Genomic DNA, 16,996 nt, shown 5'->3' with positions numbered 1-16,996 from the left:
AAATAAAGCATAAAACCGAAGAAAAAAACAGAGTAACTCTTTGTTTTTTATGATAAAAATTTTGCTGCTATTATGAAACCAACTTACCACGCAGCATAAAATCCGACATTTTATATAAATTGGCAATGCGTTTAAGCTAACTCCTCAAGCTCATAGTAGATATTCCACAGAGGGGTAGCCTCAGTCTCAGATAGAATCTTTAACAACATTGGAATACCGGCATTTGCTAAGCCCACGCATAGATCAAGCATTCTTTTGGGATCTAACAAAATATTAGGATCTTCCGTTTCAGCTAAAGCAATCATCTGCATTTGGGCTACTCGATGAGGGTTACGATTTAGAATTTCAGCTGTTATAGCGTTATAAGTATTTTTTTCCTTCATTGGAGTTAGTCCCTTATTGAAGGCAAGACATAATGCCATAAACCAAAAGTCTATTTGCCTATCGAACGGAGAATTCTCACGAGATTGATTTTGGCTACCCGTCGATACAAAGTTTCTTATTTGTTCCTGGTAGGCCTTAGGCATTTCTATTTGGTACTGCGCAAAAATATTCTCCATTAACTTCTCCTAGAAACAAGATTTGTTTGATCTGTTCGTTCACAAATATTACAGAACTGCCTATGGTTACATTCACAAATTGAAGTAACGCCATATTCCTCAGGTTCATTTCGAAGCATTCTTGGATAATGCCCAGAAAAAGACAGTGTCACAGATTCCCCAGCATATTCATCCAATAATGACTCAACTCCCTTTATCTCATCGAAAGTCAAAAACATTACGACTTGAGAGCCTTCTTTAACTAAATTTTCAAGAAGAGAAGCCTTGACCAAGCCTGACGTCATTCCTAATGGCGTATCTATAATATTAGGGGCTTGTACGTTGCTAACTTTTGTTAGAGCAAGGATAAAAGATAACGATATAGCCCTACGTGAAGCCCCATTAAGTTCTGTATCCGGATTTAAAGGTTGATCACTTGGACCATACACTTTGATATCAAAATCCTGACTCAACTCAGCTCGCCTGATGACGCCATTTGGATTCATTCCGCTTTCTGCACCGATCATTGACAGAAATATTCTATTCATTTCCGCGCTCACATTATTTAGTTCAGTTGTCTTTATTTCTTGAAAGATATTTTCATAAACTCTAGTCAATGCTTCGGTAAGCCTATGCTTTCCATCGGCGGTATTTTTCTTGTTTAATTTACTAGAATAAACTTCCGCATCCTTTTTTAATAAGGAATTGTTTTCTTTTAGTCTCTGCATCTCATCTTGTGTAATTACAATAGATTTAGTTATCTCTCTCAATTTTTCGGTTACAATCTTTTCCTGATCTCTGAGCTCTATCAAAAGTTCATCATTAATTTCATCAATCATCGCCTGCTTTTTTCTTAAAAGCTCCATTGATGACCTTAATGATGAGTCCGAATTAAAATAATTTTTAGTATGCGCATCGTATTCAGTTTTCCAGCCACCATTCAGCTGCTCACTTGAATACATTGAAGATGAAAAATACAAATTTGAAGCTCTATTATTCAGTAAGTCCACTTCTCTACTTTCTTCTATAACGTTAACTATGTAGCTTCTCTTTTCTTCCCCTATATTGGTCTCATTAGTCAGAGCCGCGCCACAAAGACACTCCCCTCTTTCTAATATATCGTTAAGGACGGGAATGAATTGCTTAGGAAAGTTATCTCTTGCCTTCATATCGACTAGTATTCTTGATGCCTTACCTAACTTTTTCTCAATCAAGTTAATATGTAAGCTTTGACTATTTAATAATGTACATAAAGATTTGATCGAATTACTTTTAAGTTCCTGTGCTGATTCGATTTGCCGTTTAATAGTGTTGACCTCATTCCCCAAAGCAGTTTTATTCCCGAGTTTTAACTGCTCTTCTATTGCCTTCTTCAGTTTAACCAAATCATCTTCAGACTTAGTTTTTTCAGTTAATAGTTCTTTTAATTCAATATCGCTCCCGCGAATCCAGTCATCGTTATCGTTTATCTTCGTTTCTACTTCAATGAGCTTCTGACCGTAATCTGACTTATCTATATTTCTCAGAAACCCAAGTTTTACACTTTTCAAATTGGCTATTAAAGCCTCCAAATCCTTCATAGATAGGAGAGATTCAATAGCCTTCTGCACTCTTAACCTTTTCTCACTCCCAGTCGCAGTGCTCTCAATGAACGTAAGAGCTTTATCACCGTCAGTGAAATAGATATCTTTTAAAGTCTCAGGAAGAGCCCGCTCAATTCGTGAACTTATCTCTGACTGAATTACCGGCTTGAACCCTTCTTCCGTGTTTTCGTATAGTCTTACATCATCTTGACTACGCTCAAATTTCTTTCCATCGGTAGATACATACTCTGTGCATTTCCTTATTAGCCGATAAACCTTAGAATTAATAGCTGTTCTACCTTTTCGACTAATAACTTCTTCAGTTTCAAACTCGATTTGGACTTCAATATCAATTTCTCGTTGTCCGTCCTCTGCCAATGAGACAGGATATAATTTTTCTTCGATTACTTTAGAGCCATAAAGACCCCAAATTAATCCGCTCATTGCGGTTGTCTTTCCGGTACCATTCTCGGCGCGAATAACAGTTAACTTCTTCTCGGAATCTCGAGAGAAATTTATAAAAACATCTCGTAATAACCTAACGTTCTTAAACTTTGCACTGATTAATTTCATTAGATCCACCTATGAAACTGACATTATGCTGTTGTAATGCTCTATCTTTTCTTGCAAACTTTTTCTAACGGACTTATCATCTGTTTGTGTTGCCTGTATCAAAAAGGCTTGATTAGCTAATTCAGTTAACTTTTCTATATCAAGATCTTGATATGCCTCTGGGGAATTTTTAATCTCTTTTTCAACCAAGCTCTCGACAAGCTTTCTTGACATACTCATAATGATTCCTTAACCGAAATTAGTTCATTGGATATATTTATTGCAGAATTCAACGATTTATCTTTCAACGCTAAAGACATGAACCATTGAATCCTGCTCAATTCACTGCTTACAAGAGCATTATAATCACTTCTATTTTCCGGAGGAAAAACGATAAAGTCGTGTATTATGGCCTTAGTCTTTCCTGTTGATTCACTTTTACGCAAAACTCTACCTAGCCTTTGAACCCAAGTTCTTTTCGTTCCACTGCTAGCTAAGAAAAATGCCGTTTTAATTGGAGGGATATTAAATCCCTCGTCTAGAACTTTTTTAGACGTTAGTATCTCAATGTCCCCTACTTTATAACTTCTTACTAGATCATCCATTAGCTTCTTATTCGAGGTTTCTTCGCCCGTTATTTGGTGAAAAATAAAACGCGTTCTTCGAAGCACCTCATTTACATCAATTAACTGTTCAGGCCCTTTATCCGTACAAAATGCTAATGAGTGAACTCTATCCTTTAGATTTTTGGCCTCGTTTTGAAAAGCTGATATTTTTCCCTTTGCGCTCTCTGAAATAGCTCGTCGCCGTATCTGTAATTGTTCAACAATTTTTTTGGTTTCTTTGTCGTCGCTCCAAGAAAGCCTGTTAATCTTTTCCGTATATTCTCTCCAAAGAGCAGCCTCTTCTTGGTTTAAGTACACTTTATGAGCTACGTATTGAAATGGGACAAGACAGTTCCCAATCGCTTCTTCTAAGGGAAATCGATATACAATCGGACCGAAGTATTGAAACAGCTTATCAGTACCGTCTTGATCATATTGCCGTTCCGGTGTTGCTGACAATGCTAACCTAAAATCTATAAATTCTGGAGGGTCGTCTGCAAAAGATGCAGTACCTAAATTGTGCGCCTCATCACCAATTAGCATCATTTTATTTTTATATTTCGATAATACGTCTTTTATCTCAGGTGTTTTTAACGCATCGTGAGTAAGTATTATCACACTTTGTTGTGGTAAAACATCATGCTCTTTTATTAGTTGCCTTATTGTTCTTGTAATATTTTTGGTTCCCAAACCTTCAGTGCTAATTGGTTCAATAGAAAAATTTCTTACATCTTCTGCCCACTGTTTAATAAGTGGCTTATTAGGAACCGATACAATTAAGAGTGCTGAAAGCTCCTTTTCTAACGCTAACGTAGCGCATACAAGTGAAGTTAGAGTTTTTCCTCCACCTGTCGCAATTTCAAGCGTTCCTCGCTTTCCAGCTGAAAACCATGAGTCTACGGCCTCACCTTGATGTTTAAAGTCTCCATCCCGATAAACTAGCCAATTTGGTACCTTTAATTTTTTTCTATCCATTTTTTCTTCTAGTTTTTTTCGGAGTCTATCCATTAACTTTGGCAATTCGCTTTCTGAAACTTGCAATCTAGTTGAGCCCATTACGTCCGATATTGTTTTGTCATTTAAACACAGCGTATAAGAATCGGGCCTTTCATCTTCCCAAAAGCTATTAAATCTAGATTGATATGCCTCTACTATTTTATTGCTACTATCTGACTCCCATTCTCTATTTAGCACAAGTTGCTCGAAATTTGACATTAGGCCAGATTTAGTTGCATTTCCAGATCCGTGAATAGCAACTTTTCCTGAAAGGGTGTCGAAAAGCCAAATTTTGGCATGCATGATGCCTTGTCTCATCAGTACAAGTCGAATATCAAGGCGCTCTGTCCAAATCAGGTATTTCATCACGTCAAGAGTGCACTCAGCGACTGTGTTTTTGGTTATATCTATATCTCCAATAAGATATTTATATATTGATTTATCTTCGTCATAGGCTTGAAGCAACGCTTCTTTATCCTCGTCACTTAGGCTTGGACCAATTAAAAATCGCCCTTTAGACTGAGGATTCTGATATAAAGTTGATAAAGGTTCCGCCAACTCAGCGAGTACTCTTGACGAGAAATACGCTGACAAACAATCAAAGCTTGTTGAACATTCGGCAACAGGAAGAAATAACGATGAAACAATATTCTTCTCGCTAGGGAAGAAAACAGGGGATAATTTTTCTAGCCGCTTTTTTGTGGTTGTCATCGATAATGAGTCCTAGTTTGTAGCGTATAAAAACGAATCCCGTTCCATGAGTTCGTGACGTATCTCCAAAAGATACGCCTTACTTACTTACTTACTTACTTACTTACTTAACACCATAAATGATGCACTAGTTCCAATCAATGCTTAGCTTACGTCAAAGCGCCAGATCTAAAGTTGATAAATTCGCGATAAGTTAAGTGCGCTCAAAGTTAGCTTTTAAAACACAAACAAGTAAGCGTGATTAAATCAGATTTCTTAACTAGTAGAATCCCCAATTCTCAGCCCAAAAGCGGAAATGGAACCAGGCCCTCTTCGCAGCAAATTTTGGGTAGAAACATGGAAGCAGCCTTATAAACCGAGTTCAAACGGAAGAACAGTAAGGAAATTTCAAGTAATTCAATACACACTTTGAAGGCATGGGGAATGCCACGAACACGCTGATCAATTAGTTTACAAAAGCTGTTTGTAGCAAAGTGAAAGCCTATTTAAGTTAAAGGTCACATTTAAGGTTCGAGTAAAAATCCGCAATTTCTAATGGCACAAATCTGTCACAAATTTGTCACAGCCTTGCTACAGCTAAAAATCAGCCACAAAAGCTAACGGTCAAACCGAAAAGACATCAAAGAAAAGAATTTAGAGTAGATACAGAAGGAAGAAAATCGCTACAGGCCAAGGAAATGGCCCGCCCGATAGGATTCGAACCTATGACCTCAGCCTCCGGAGGGCTGCGCTCTATCCAGCTGAGCTACGGGCGGATTTCCTGCTTTTGACCTTTGGCACCTGTGCCTAATTTCCGAATGACCTTTGCCTCCGGAGGGCAGTCACGGGTTCGGTGGTAAATCGTTAAAGTTAGGCTTAGCAAGGTATTAAACGGTGTTGCTGTTCTAGATCGTTCTAAAAATTTCGCACTTTTGAGACCAATTAACGACAAAATTGGTCACAGAGCACCATCCCCAAAACCGACGATTTTTGACCTCTGCCTTAGAACAAAAATTTGCGAAACCGAGACAAAAATCTGAGTCTTGAGGTGGAAAAAATTCTACCTCAATTGACGTATGTCATCCGCTTAAGAAGCTCGAAACTGCCCCTGATGTTTTCCTTTGAGATCTCAATATTTCTAAGCATTTGAACTTCGATATCAGAATGATTTGTCCATACAATGAGCCGTTGGAAGCTTAACCAATTGTTGTTTCTTGGCGGTCGAGTTTGGTCTGCCACTACACAGCCCCATAATTTGGGCTTAAACCACTTCTTGGCTATTACCCCATATTTCATTACTGTAGAGTTCGTCATATGTATCAACGGTAATAACTTTAATGCCAATGCCTTCAAGAAAAAACTGCTTACCTTCTTCCAGCTTAGTCCGACCGCCATTAGTGACGTGCACAAACCAAGCCTGTTTGCGCATTTTCGGGTACTCCCTAAAATACCGAGCACGTTCAATTAGTAACCAGCGCAGAAATACTTCATTTTCCTCGAGTCCTAAGCCAAATATTAACAACTGGGAACTAAAAATAACCTGTAACCAAGTATCAGCTCCCCGCCAAGTATTATGGCTTTTCCCCGAGAATAGTCTGTTACCATAGCGATGAAGCCATTCTCTCGCTCGCTGGACTGATCCCATGTAATGACTTAAACCAAGTCGTATGCTTTGTCTGTATTCTTGCATGCCATTGATATGCCATATTCCGAACGACTTGCAAGGGTTTGTTATTTTGTCCTGACCAAAGTATGTATCCCACGGGTAGTAGGCTGTAAATTTTTCTTTCTTCGTTCGGCGTTTTTTAAAGCCTCCACAATCAGCAAGAACTTTATCGAAATTTGTTGTAAGAATTGGAGAACTGTTACGTAGTGCCCAATTTACAACTCTACGATGGTGCTCGGCAGGTTCCCACTTATCCAAAAGATCGCAGAATTCTCTTTGAAGTGACTGTCTGGATGAGCTTAGTTCAAGCACATCGTAGTATTCTGTGAGTGAAATGCCTCGGGGATAGATCTTAACTCCCGGTTTGTATTTGTTAGCTAATCCTTGCAAAAGTCCTTCCCAGGAATTACCCATCCCGCTATATCGATGAATTCCGTTACCAACAACAAGAGCAAGTTCAGATTTATTTTTTTTAAGAACCGACGTTATATCCATAGCGCTCCATAATAGTTAGTGTTGAATCGAAAAATAAAGACAAAAGATAAACATCCGCTGAGCAGTATCACGCATTTCTAGAGGTCTGTCCGTTTGAATAGAGACTTACACCGCCAACTAGTTACCATTCAACAAGTGAAGCACAGAGGTATGCGCGCTACTTCTTGATGAACTACTCCAATTGTGAGCGGCCGCATCAATTTAACTATGGCCTACTATCGGCAAAGGTCGAGAAATCAGCTGTAAACGCGTTTGGGTTCCATTGATCACTACAGTTGCCCATGGAAGCTCAAGATGTTGCTTGGTAATTAGCGCAGAGGATAGACAGGTTTATTGTTACTGTCGCATATCCAATTTATCCAAAGCTTTTGGTCAGTTCCTTCAGAAAAGGATACAAAATTTCTTTCACGAATATATTTATCCGAGCCATGAGGGGAAATCATGGTTGCGGTAATCGCTCTTGTTTCTTCCAAATACTCAACATCATCATTTGTTACTGCTAAAATACCTAACCACTGCATATATGAGGGTGCGGGATGAACGATTCCTGAAGATACGACCTGATGAATTCTAATCTGCGTTGTATCAATATCGTCTCTAATTACTCCCATACAACCTATATGGACATCCCCTGATAGAACTACAGTTTTACCATTTCGTCTCTTAGCGTTTTCAAGTAATCTCATCACTAAGCGTAAACGTTCACCTTGATGCTCTTTGGCGCGCCAATGATCCTTGAGATCATCGGTAAGTTCCTCTTCCCATGGGGTTGCCTCAAATGCTTTCTCAGCTAGAGAAAAGTCTCTATAAACAACTGGCACGGCACTTAATACTAGAAGGTCACCCTCATTACAGCTTTTCGCTAAATAGTCGTTGATACTCTTCCATTGTGTCTGGCTCATCACTTGACTTCTGGTTCTCTCAGAACGATGGTCAAGGCTCAGAATATTATAACCTCGGAACTGAGTTGCCATCGCAAAATGATCACCATCTGGACTTAGCAATGTTGAGTTTTCTCCACGTATTTGAAGTAATGAAAAATACTTCTTTGCTATTCTAAATATGCCCTCATAGACGTCACATGTTTGAATATCTTCGGGATAGCTTCCCCACCCGTCAAAAATATCATGATCATCCCACATCATTATTGACGGAACTTCAGCTAACATTCGTGCGAAAGGCTCGCGATTCCAACGCTCGACGTAAAGTTCATAAAAAAACCTATCAACTGCGTCTGCCATTTTATTTGTGAACTTTCTTTTTACTTTTTCCTTACTTCCAAGCTCATTCCAGTCTTTTAGTAAATTCACTTTGGTCCAGAGTGAATCAGCATAGACCTGATCTCCTCCCAATAGCATAAGAGAAAATGGCTGGGCCTCGTGCTCCTCTCTCATTTTATGCCACAATTTGTATGGTTCTTGTGTTGAGGTCATTAACTTGAAGTCTGAAAAACCATTACACGAAGCATAAGCAAACTTTGGTCTTTCATCTTTTACGTTTCCTGGTGCGTATTTCGGTCTATCCGGACAGCGATTCCGGCATCATTCGGACAAGCGTTCCGGTGTCATCCGGACAAGTTAATTTCACCTCGCATGATTTTCTTTTTACGTGATTTAGGCGTCACCTGCTAGTGTTTTTTTGCGTTGCGATTCACCTTGTAATTCCAACCGATGCGCATTATGGATAAGTCGATCAAGCAATGCGTCTGCCACGGTCGGGTTATCCATCAGTTCATACCATTGTGATACCGGTAGCTGGCTGACGATAATGGTACTGCGTCGCTCGTAGCGATCTTCAATGACATCCAGCAGATCGGTGATTTGTTTTCCCTTAAAGCCTTCCAGCCCCCAGTCGTCCAGGATAAGTAAATCGACCTTTTGTAACTTGCTGAGCACTTTTAGATAAGAGCCATCAACGTGACCCAGTTTCAGGGCTTCAAGCAAGTGCCCAAGCCGGTAATATTGTACCCGATAGTTTTGCCGACAGGCCTGCTCGCCTAAACAGCAGGCAAGGAACGTTTTGCCACTGCCGGTTGGGCCGGTGATAAGGATGTTTTGCTGATAGCGTAAGTGATGACCTTCAAGCAGGGGGATGAGCTGCTCTTTTCTAAGGCCCCTCGCTGCCGGGTATTTGAGTTGCTCAGGCTGCGCCTGCAGACGCAGGTTAGCTTGTTTACGCAGGCGTGTAATACGGTTGTTTTCCCGGCTTAAATGCTCCTGTTCAACAAGCAGCAGTAATCGTTCTTCGAAGGCAAGCTCGTCATAAGTACCCGGTGTTTCACGTTGTCGTTCAAGTGCTGATGCCATAGCCGGTAATCGTAACTGGCGCAGCTGGCTGAGTAAGTTATCCATTACCGCTCCTTATTGGTAATAATGTGCGCCACGCACATTGATGTGATGAGTCGGAGTCGTAGCCGGCTCCGGAGTGGATTGACTGTCCCGGCCGTTGGCGAGGATGTTGCGGATAAACCGGATGGCGTAGTGTTGTTGCTCAAGAGCAATACCGCAGGCTCGCTCTAAGCGCTCTGAGCTATAACGCTTTTGCAGCGATAGAAGGCCCAGGCAACTGCGTTGGGCTTGCTCGACGTGGGCTTTTGAGCGCTCAATATGCTCAATCACTAATGCGGTATTTTTGCCAATGCTGGCCGCCCAGCGGTGGATACGCTCCGGTGTCCAGTCTTTATAAACGGCATGTGCCACGGGCATATGTGATGCCTCGGTGGTGTGTTGGTAACGCTTTTTGCTTCGGATGTGAGTCGCGACCACATTACCGCGGTAATGGATTTGTACCAGTCGCTGGGTGACCATTAACTCTACCCGCTCACCGACCAGCGCATGAGGCACCGAGTACCAGTGGTTATCGAAGGCCACATGGTAGTCTTTACCGACTTTTGCCAACTTGAACTGCGCGTACTCGTAAGGCATTTCAGGTAACGGTGCTAATGCGGGTGCGTCGATTTGTTTAAACAACTCCGCCCGGCTCAGACCGTTATAGCTTTTCATCGGTCGCTCGTTGAGCTCTTTGTTCAGCGACCTTATCGCCTGATTTAACGCCGCCATACTGTGGAAGGTCGTATGCCTCAGCCGCGCTAACACCCAGCGTTCAACCACTAACACAGCGGATTCTACTTTGCCTTTATCCTGAGGCTTGCGGGGGCGTGCGGGGATGACAGGACAGCCATAATGTTGACTGAACGCCCGGTAGCTGTCGTTGAGGTGCGGCTCGTAGCGGTCGGCCTGATTAACACCGGATTTTAAATTATCCGGGATGAGCAACTGCGGCACACCGCCTAAAAACTCCAGACAGCGGCGATTGGCGAGCAGCCAGGACTCTAAGTCCTGTCCTTCGCACGCTTCGATGTAGGTGTAATTTGACGCGCCCATTGAGGCAACGAAGATGGCTGCCTTGCGGTATTCTCCGGTGAGTGGGTTAACGATGCGTACGGTTGGTCCGCAGAAGTCAATAAAGAGCTTCTCACCGGCTTTATGTAATTGACGCATAGAGCGACGTTGCTTACCCAACCAGCGGCGATAATGCTCACAGAACTGAGTGTATCCCAGAGCCTGATTACCATATTCGGCCTGGTATTCCTGCCACAACAACTGCTTGGTCACGAGTGGGCTGGTAAGCTCCTTGTGTACCTTCAGCCAGTCCGGCAGCACGCGTTGCGGTTGATAATTGCGACCGGGCATCAATAAATTATCGAGCTTCTCAAGTGACACTTCATCAGGAAGCGGCCACTCGAGCTGTAAACTTCGGAACCGGGTCAAGATGTTGTTGACGGTTGAGCGACCGATGTTCAGCGTTAATGCTATTTGCCGATCAGTCATCCGCCGCTCAAACTTCAAACGAAAAATGTCCAGATAAGTCCGCATATCCGTCCTCGCTTTTTTCTTTGCTTTAGTCATGGTTGCCTCGGCTCACAGATAAAAACTCTGTTATGCCGAAACTCGAAAAGCGAGGGAAGAAAAACTTGTCCGGATGATACCGAAATGGTTGTCCGGCTCAGACCGAAATCAATGTCCGGATGACCCCGAAATACGCAAGAACGCCGGTTCCCTTTCAAGGCGCTCGATTGCATCAGCCGCCCCACTGTTTTGTAATTTCCTCTTCAATAATCTGTGGTTGAGAGCCATCAAAGAAGCGGTAAGCTTTACCATTGAAATAGAGCTGAGATGGGTATTCGTCATCAGTAGCATAAAATGTATAGGGCGTGTCGTGAAACGATTGCATCATCATTCGTCCCAGCGGAACCTTCAATAAGTCTCTGCGCGTACTGACTGTCTCGATGGTGTATCCCTTCTCAGTGGGCGTAGCCTGTACAACGACATCGCCATTTTCATCGGTTTGGATTGCTGAATAAAACCCCATTTTTAACGTAAAATACGGGGGTAACTTCCAGCGCACTGGCTCACCGATAATGACGGGTAAAATATCATTTTCCTCAACGGCCTCGAATTCTACCGGGATGTGAATAAGCGCCACGATTTGCTCAGGTTGATAGCCCCATTGAGGATGGTCTTCGACTGCATCTTTTCGTTGTAAGAGAAATGCTTTACTGCGTTCACCACAGTGACCAAGACACGTTGCCTCATAATTAAATTGTGCTGCAACATCTCCTATTTTTTTATTGATGAACTGCGAAAAGACTTGATGAGCCTCATCGCTCGAGTCGATGGAAGCGCCATTAAAGTCATCCGGTAACCAGGCCTGCCCGACGATATCGTAATCCGATGAGAAAGCTGCACCCAGTACCATACCTCCTATCGATACGGCCGCCCCTAAGTCACTGCCAAGTGATGAGCCTAAATCCCCGACCGCTAAATCGGTCACCATCGATGTCATGGTTCCGTAGTCAGCAGATGACCATGACTCTATAAATTCCTTGTTATACGTATTGGCAACAATTTCCCGGCGAGTCTCTGTTTCAACTAAGTAGCGGCCAATATATGAAAGGCGTTTGTTGGTCAGCTCATCATTTAGCTCCGTTGATTGCGGGTCATTCCCCAAAGAGCGTATGTAAGGGTCATCACTCATCGAAACGCATCCAGAGACAAGTACTGCTGACAATAGACCGACTAAGACTTTTTTGTTCATGGCTAAACTCCTTGTTTCTATCATTTTCTTCCTTGTTGCAATAGCTCTAGCTTATCTGACATTAATTCTAAACGGAATAGAGCAGCGTACTTCGTGCAACTCATCAGGCATCTAGCTGACCGGGTTTTATTTATACGCGCCGGAGATTTGTAAGTTACTGTTTTACATCGATACTTCATTTGCACCGCGTGAAGTAGCGGTAATTTCATATTTTGATAGCTTGTTCACTCACCTCGCAATAGTAAATGAAGGAATTAGCGTATGAGCACAAAATTTGATGAAATTATTACAGCAAGCCACGTCTTTTGCGATGATGTTGGTTGCTTTTTCGATGAAGATGCCAGGCTGTTCGTGATGATTGACCGAGCGGGCAATATCCTTGCTGCTCTCGGCTATCATATCGAACAGGAGGCAATAGCCCGAGTGCAAGAGTCGGCTTCATTGCAAAGCAAAAAAGGGTATGGCTACAGCATTTACTTATACGCACTGGCAACACTCAGTCCCAATCTGATGACTTGCGCCGATACGTCTGAGCTTTCGCTCGGCGCTTTAGCACTTTGGGAGCGGCTTTTTAACGCCGCCACCGACACCAGTCATATTGCTAACAGCGCACACAACTCACTGGAAAACTGTACTTATGACGGTTTGATTAAACGTTCGTTAGTCGATACACCTGTTTATAGACAAAGCCTTGATGAGGAGTTTCAAGAGTCTGTTTTTATTTCAAACCCTGATTTGTTTATTCAGGATCTCGATGCGTTCGATTTACCAGCCAAAGTACAAGCGGGACGGCTAAATCCGAACCTGCCTAATTGGGGGTTTTCAATGTATGGAAAAATCAGTGACCAAATCAGTGCCCGCTTATTTCGAAAGGCTTTCACTCCGGTTCAAAAGCGCGTCATTTATGACTTCCTCACGTGCACATACCAGTTGAGGCATTGCCGGTTCACTATTGCGATGCAGCTTCCAAGAAGCTCGCAAACTACATTAGCCCAGTGAATTGCAAACCGATTAACCCTTCGGCAAAACGTGGTTATGACTCGCTAACCACGCCTTGCTTTAGTTGACTTATTTACAACGTTGAAAATGAGGAACGATAATGAATCAATACCGCATTCAAACGACTGATGCCGGAGCTTTCGAGTTTCGTGGCGTATTAATCGCTCAAACGGGAAACCAGGTCGATATGACATTTTATGACACGGCAACCGTACCTGATACCAATCTTTTTCATTCTGCCAAAATTTTTAAAACGGAGAGTGGACGTTTCGTGGTAGTGAAACGTTTTTTCTCTAATTACCGTGACTGGGATCCGGAGTGCAAAGCGGCTGAATGTAAAACGCATGACGAGGCCCTGGATTGGCTAAACGCCAATGACAATGATCAGGGGTTGGCGGAGCTGTTGAAATATGAATAGCCTTGACTCAAAGGTAGCCTCTACACCCAATATTGGGCTGCCGACTTCCCAAGAGGTTAAGAGCCCAAGGTAAATAGCACGCAAGAATAAAAGCGGTTAGCGCCAACCTGACGCTAACCGCTTTCAAAAAATGCCGAAAGCTCGATTCGGAATAACGTTTACCTTATGCGTTAGTCTGCAAAAGAGCGGCTTCGCTACTTGATTATCACGGACGCTTAATCCGTACAATGAGCCAAAAGGTAAGTCTTCGTAGCTAACGGATAGATGCAAACCAGGTTCGTTGAGCTCATTTAGCAATATTGAAATTTCGTTTGTTTACTGGCTAAACTAGTAAATAACTGACCGTGACTAACAGTCTCTTATGATACCAGAGACATCAGAATTGCAATGCCATACTGGAATAGGAGTTAACAACTTATGGAGCTCACTACATGGGAAGCCATTCTGATTGGCGTTGCGCCACTCGTTCTTCTTGCCGGCACTGCAACTATCTTCATTGGCAACAATAAAGGCAAACGTGACGGCTCAAAGAATAGGAAGTCCGACTCTGATAACCATTAAATCCGTCCCCCTTATTAAACCGTGACAATTTAGGAACTAATTCACTTCACCCAATCGGCTCTCGGCCGAAGTGCCACTCAACATAAAAAGCAAACACTGATATTGTGCCCTCACTCCACCAATAGGCGTTAAATCTGGTTGCAATTTTAAAGCCTCTTGCTTATGCTTTTTCTGGTAAGCACTTGGGCCTTTTATCTGTCGACGTTCACTTTTAAGTCAACCCGGCGGTGACCAAGATGCAATGAGTTCTGGAAGGGGCTGCCTGGAAAGGTAGCCCCTTTATTTTTCGGCTCATTTCGCCGTTTCTGTCATAGTTTAAGCCTAATTGTTCAAGCCTGAAACTTCCACACCATCTACCTCCAGCCGTGTTGACGCTAAACGTTGCTGAGCGACACCCTTCTATTTCCGTATACCTCGGGTTGGGTTATAAATCATTTCAATGTCATGAAATACCGCCTGCTAAACTTCGAAAAAGTCAGGACCACGACGCTTTATTTGACTAAAGAAATCCTGATTTCAGCTTAATAAGAGAGACAGCCTCAGCCAAGATAAAAACAGCAGTTGCGAATTTTGCACGAACAAATATACTGTCTATACATACAGTGCTTGAGGTCGTATGAAAGTTGATATCATCAGTCGTTCGGGCGTGTTCCCGCGCGTGCAAATTCCGTACTTACTGGAAACGGTGCAAGCCGGTTTTCCCTCGCCTGCGCAGGATTACGTGGAGCAGCAGCTTGATTTGAATGAGCTTTGCATTAAACATCCCGCAGCTACCTATTTTGTGCGGGCGAGCGGTGAGTCAATGATAGGCGCAGGTATTCACGATAACGACATTCTGGTGGTCGACCGCGCGCTGAGTGCTCAGGCTGGTGATATCATTATTGCCTGTTTAAATGGCGAGCTCACCGTTAAAGCGCTTCAGCTTAAACCCTATCCTGCGCTTTTGTCCCATAACTCGGATTATCCGCCCATTCGTTTAGGCAGTGATGCCGAGCTTGATGTTTTCGGGGTCGTCAGTCATGTCATCCACCGCTGCCGCTAAGCGAAAGCCATGTTTTGCGCTGATTGATTGCAACAATTTTTATGTCTCCTGCGAGCGGTTATTTCGACCCGACTTACGGGAGCGGCCGGTCATTGTCGCCTCAAACAACGATGGCTGCGCCATTGCCCGCTCGGCGGAGGCCAAGGCGCTGGGTATCAAAATGGGGGCGCCGCTGTTTAAAATCGACGAGCTCATCCGCGAGCACCGTATTGAAGTATTCTCATCCAATTATGCACTGTATGCCGATATCTCCAACCGTGTGATGACAACCATTGAGCAGATAGTGCCGAGCTTAGAGGTTTACTCCATTGACGAAGCCTTTGCTGAGTTGACTGGGGTCGAGCGCGCGGTATCGCTTGATACCTTTGGTCATGAATTAAAAAACAGAATTCTGCGCTGGGTGGGCATGCCGACCTGTGTCGGTATTGCGCCGACAAAAACGCTCGCAAAACTGGCGAATTACGGCGCCAAGCAATACCCGAAAACCGGCGGTGTGGTCGATTTAAGTGAGAGAGCACGGCAGCGCCGCCTGCTTGCTATCACACCGGTTGATGAGGTGTGGGGTGTTGGGCGCCGTATTGCTGCCCGACTTAACACCATGGGTATCACAACCGCATTACAGCTCGCTGAGTGTGACTTAAAAACGCTGCGCAAACAGTTCTCGGTAGTACTCGAGCGCACCGCCCGCGAGCTTCGCGGGGAGTCGTGCCTGTCGCTTGAGCAAGTGCCGTCACAGAAAAAACAAATCGTTGTATCGCGCAGCTTCGGGCAGCCGGTACTGACACTTGATGCCGTTCAAAGCGCGCTCAGCAATTTTATTACCCGCGCCGCTGAAAAATTACGCAGCGAGAAGCAGTGCGCCCGGCAACTGACGGTGTTTATGCGCACCAACCCGTTTCGTCAAAACAACCCGCAATACGGCAACAGCGCAACGCACACATTATCGGTACCGACACAGGACAGCCGGGAGCTTTTGGCGCTCACCCGCGACCTGTCCGAGCGCATTTATCGCCCCGGCTTTTATTACGCCAAAGCCGGTGTCATGATCGGTGATTTTTATGCCCCCGGCGTGTTTCAGCCCTCGTTGTTTGAAACCAATAAGTCAAAACCAAACAGTAAGGCACTGATGGACGTGCTTGATAAGCTCAACCGGGCCAAAACCGGTAGCGTGTATTTTGCATCCCAGAAGAAAACGAAGGACTGGCAGGTGAAGCGCGAGCGGTTATCGCCCGCCTACACCACTCGCTGGACTGATATACCTAAAGTACGATGATGAGATTTTGACTTAAGAGCGAGGGCGCTTTAAACCAAGTTTGCGGGCATACCAACGCGTCTGCTCTTCACCTCTATTGAGCATAGTAGCAATCTCGCGATAAGACATCGACGCAATATTGTCTCTTATAAAATTAAGCTCCTCTTCCGTGAACGGCCTTACTTTTGTCGCAGTCAACAAATTCATCCGATTCGCCTTTTGCCGGACAGCATCTGACGAACGATTAAGATGCTCAGCAACCTTTTCAATACTGAGCTTTCCTGCACTTTCTTGTATGAACCTGAGTTCATCATCATTATAAGCACGGCGCTCCGATGTCGCCGCGTATGCTTTTGAGCCAAGACTTAGTCTTTTTGCCCGTCGCATAACGGCGGCTTTGGAAACCTCCAGCCGCCCTGCTATTTGCCGTGCTGTTCGTTTGTAATAATTTGCTTTTAAGTAACGGCCCATGGATTTCGACCACACATTGTGTTTTGCCAT

At 43.7% G+C, this 16,996-nt stretch carries 13 protein-coding genes, 1 tRNA gene and 1 pseudogene; 4 read left to right on the top strand and 11 right to left on the bottom strand.

Going from position 1 to position 16,996, the window contains the following annotated elements:
• Nucleotides 1-131 precede the first annotated feature (131 nt).
• The 10 genes and pseudogenes from KZ771_RS11610 to KZ771_RS11565 all read right to left on the bottom strand — a co-directional run bounded on the left by KZ771_RS11610 (nt 132) and on the right by KZ771_RS11565 (nt 12,223).
• Nucleotides 132-560 (bottom strand): hypothetical protein, encoded by a 429-nt coding sequence (locus KZ771_RS11610; protein WP_290653588.1) that lies wholly within the window; start codon nt 558-560, stop codon nt 132-134.
• Nucleotides 560-2,695, bottom strand: coding sequence for an AAA family ATPase (locus KZ771_RS11605; protein WP_290653586.1), 2,136 nt, complete (start codon nt 2,693-2,695; stop codon nt 560-562). Before KZ771_RS11605 ends, KZ771_RS11610 begins: the two co-directional genes overlap by 1 nt.
• A 9-nt stretch (nt 2,696-2,704) precedes the next feature.
• Nucleotides 2,705-2,914, bottom strand: coding sequence for a hypothetical protein (locus KZ771_RS11600; RefSeq protein WP_290653584.1), 210 nt, complete (start codon nt 2,912-2,914; stop codon nt 2,705-2,707).
• The gene (locus KZ771_RS11595) at nt 2,911-4,986 is read right to left on the bottom strand and encodes a DEAD/DEAH box helicase family protein (protein WP_290653582.1); all 2,076 of its coding nucleotides are present in this window, start codon (nt 4,984-4,986) and stop codon (nt 2,911-2,913) included. The genes KZ771_RS11600 and KZ771_RS11595 overlap by 4 nt, the downstream gene beginning before the upstream one ends.
• A gap of 678 nt (nt 4,987-5,664) precedes the next feature.
• Nucleotides 5,665-5,741, bottom strand: a tRNA-Arg gene (locus KZ771_RS11590).
• Nucleotides 5,742-6,226: 485 nt separating this feature from the next.
• Nucleotides 6,227-7,126 (bottom strand): hypothetical protein, encoded by a 900-nt coding sequence (locus tag KZ771_RS11585; protein WP_290569083.1) that lies wholly within the window; start codon nt 7,124-7,126, stop codon nt 6,227-6,229.
• Nucleotides 7,127-7,434: 308 nt separating this feature from the next.
• A pseudogene (locus tag KZ771_RS11580) lies at nt 7,435-8,589 on the bottom strand (alkaline phosphatase D family protein); the annotation flags it as partial.
• Nucleotides 8,590-8,739: 150 nt separating this feature from the next.
• The gene (gene istB, locus KZ771_RS11575) at nt 8,740-9,477 is read right to left on the bottom strand and encodes an IS21-like element helper ATPase IstB (RefSeq protein ID WP_082343291.1); all 738 of its coding nucleotides are present in this window, start codon (nt 9,475-9,477) and stop codon (nt 8,740-8,742) included.
• A 9-nt stretch (nt 9,478-9,486) separates the two neighbouring features.
• On the bottom strand, nt 9,487-11,034 hold the full coding sequence (gene istA, locus KZ771_RS11570; protein ID WP_290569097.1) for an IS21 family transposase: 1,548 nt from the start codon (nt 11,032-11,034) through the stop codon (nt 9,487-9,489).
• Between the two features lie 172 nt (nt 11,035-11,206).
• The gene (locus KZ771_RS11565; RefSeq protein ID WP_290569098.1) at nt 11,207-12,223 is read right to left on the bottom strand and encodes a hypothetical protein; all 1,017 of its coding nucleotides are present in this window, start codon (nt 12,221-12,223) and stop codon (nt 11,207-11,209) included.
• Nucleotides 12,224-12,484: 261 nt separating this feature from the next.
• Here KZ771_RS11565 and KZ771_RS11560 point away from each other — a divergent pair, with 261 nt between their 5' ends.
• From KZ771_RS11560 to umuC, 4 genes are all read left to right on the top strand, one after another.
• A complete protein-coding gene (locus KZ771_RS11560; protein WP_290569099.1) occupies nt 12,485-13,222 on the top strand; it encodes a hypothetical protein in 738 nt (245 codons plus the stop codon).
• Between the two features lie 100 nt (nt 13,223-13,322).
• Nucleotides 13,323-13,640: a hypothetical protein gene (locus tag KZ771_RS11555; protein WP_290569100.1), complete on the top strand. Its 318-nt coding sequence runs from the start codon at nt 13,323-13,325 to the stop codon at nt 13,638-13,640.
• 1,177 nt (nt 13,641-14,817) lie between these two features.
• The gene (umuD, locus tag KZ771_RS11550) at nt 14,818-15,243 is read left to right on the top strand and encodes a translesion error-prone DNA polymerase V autoproteolytic subunit (RefSeq protein ID WP_290569103.1); all 426 of its coding nucleotides are present in this window, start codon (nt 14,818-14,820) and stop codon (nt 15,241-15,243) included.
• On the top strand, nt 15,221-16,516 hold the full coding sequence (gene umuC, locus KZ771_RS11545; protein ID WP_290653580.1) for a translesion error-prone DNA polymerase V subunit UmuC: 1,296 nt from the start codon (nt 15,221-15,223) through the stop codon (nt 16,514-16,516). The genes umuD and umuC overlap by 23 nt, the downstream gene beginning before the upstream one ends.
• A gap of 12 nt (nt 16,517-16,528) precedes the next feature.
• Here umuC and KZ771_RS11540 read toward each other — a convergent pair whose 3' ends face one another.
• Nucleotides 16,529-16,996 (bottom strand): hypothetical protein, encoded by a 468-nt coding sequence (locus tag KZ771_RS11540; RefSeq protein WP_290573463.1) that lies wholly within the window; start codon nt 16,994-16,996, stop codon nt 16,529-16,531.

Source organism: Idiomarina sp. (genome assembly GCF_019431395.1).
In the GTDB taxonomy this organism is placed as follows: domain Bacteria; phylum Pseudomonadota; class Gammaproteobacteria; order Enterobacterales; family Alteromonadaceae; genus Idiomarina.
The sequence above is the reverse complement of the archived record's forward strand: the minus strand, read 5'-3'. Positions and strand labels throughout refer to the sequence as shown.

What these genes read in the sequence shown, in the direction of transcription:
- KZ771_RS11610 (WP_290653588.1), bottom strand. Translation starts at nt 560, where the DNA reads ATGGAGAATATTTTTGCGCAGTACCAAATAGAAATGCCTAAGGCCTAC.
- KZ771_RS11605 (WP_290653586.1), bottom strand. Translation starts at nt 2,695, where the DNA reads ATGAAATTAATCAGTGCAAAGTTTAAGAACGTTAGGTTATTACGAGAT.
- KZ771_RS11600 (WP_290653584.1), bottom strand. Translation starts at nt 2,914, where the DNA reads ATGAGTATGTCAAGAAAGCTTGTCGAGAGCTTGGTTGAAAAAGAGATT.
- KZ771_RS11595 (WP_290653582.1), bottom strand. Translation starts at nt 4,986, where the DNA reads ATGACAACCACAAAAAAGCGGCTAGAAAAATTATCCCCTGTTTTCTTC.
- KZ771_RS11585 (WP_290569083.1), bottom strand. Translation starts at nt 7,126, where the DNA reads ATGGATATAACGTCGGTTCTTAAAAAAAATAAATCTGAACTTGCTCTT.
- istB (WP_082343291.1), bottom strand. Translation starts at nt 9,477, where the DNA reads ATGGATAACTTACTCAGCCAGCTGCGCCAGTTACGATTACCGGCTATG.
- istA (WP_290569097.1), bottom strand. Translation starts at nt 11,034, where the DNA reads ATGACTAAAGCAAAGAAAAAAGCGAGGACGGATATGCGGACTTATCTG.
- KZ771_RS11565 (WP_290569098.1), bottom strand. Translation starts at nt 12,223, where the DNA reads ATGAACAAAAAAGTCTTAGTCGGTCTATTGTCAGCAGTACTTGTCTCT.
- KZ771_RS11560 (WP_290569099.1), top strand. Translation starts at nt 12,485, where the DNA reads ATGAGCACAAAATTTGATGAAATTATTACAGCAAGCCACGTCTTTTGC.
- KZ771_RS11555 (WP_290569100.1), top strand. Translation starts at nt 13,323, where the DNA reads ATGAATCAATACCGCATTCAAACGACTGATGCCGGAGCTTTCGAGTTT.
- umuD (WP_290569103.1), top strand. Translation starts at nt 14,818, where the DNA reads ATGAAAGTTGATATCATCAGTCGTTCGGGCGTGTTCCCGCGCGTGCAA.
- umuC (WP_290653580.1), top strand. Translation starts at nt 15,221, where the DNA reads ATGTCATCCACCGCTGCCGCTAAGCGAAAGCCATGTTTTGCGCTGATT.
- KZ771_RS11540 (WP_290573463.1), bottom strand. Translation starts at nt 16,996, where the DNA reads ATGGCAAAACACAATGTGTGGTCGAAATCCATGGGCCGTTACTTAAAA.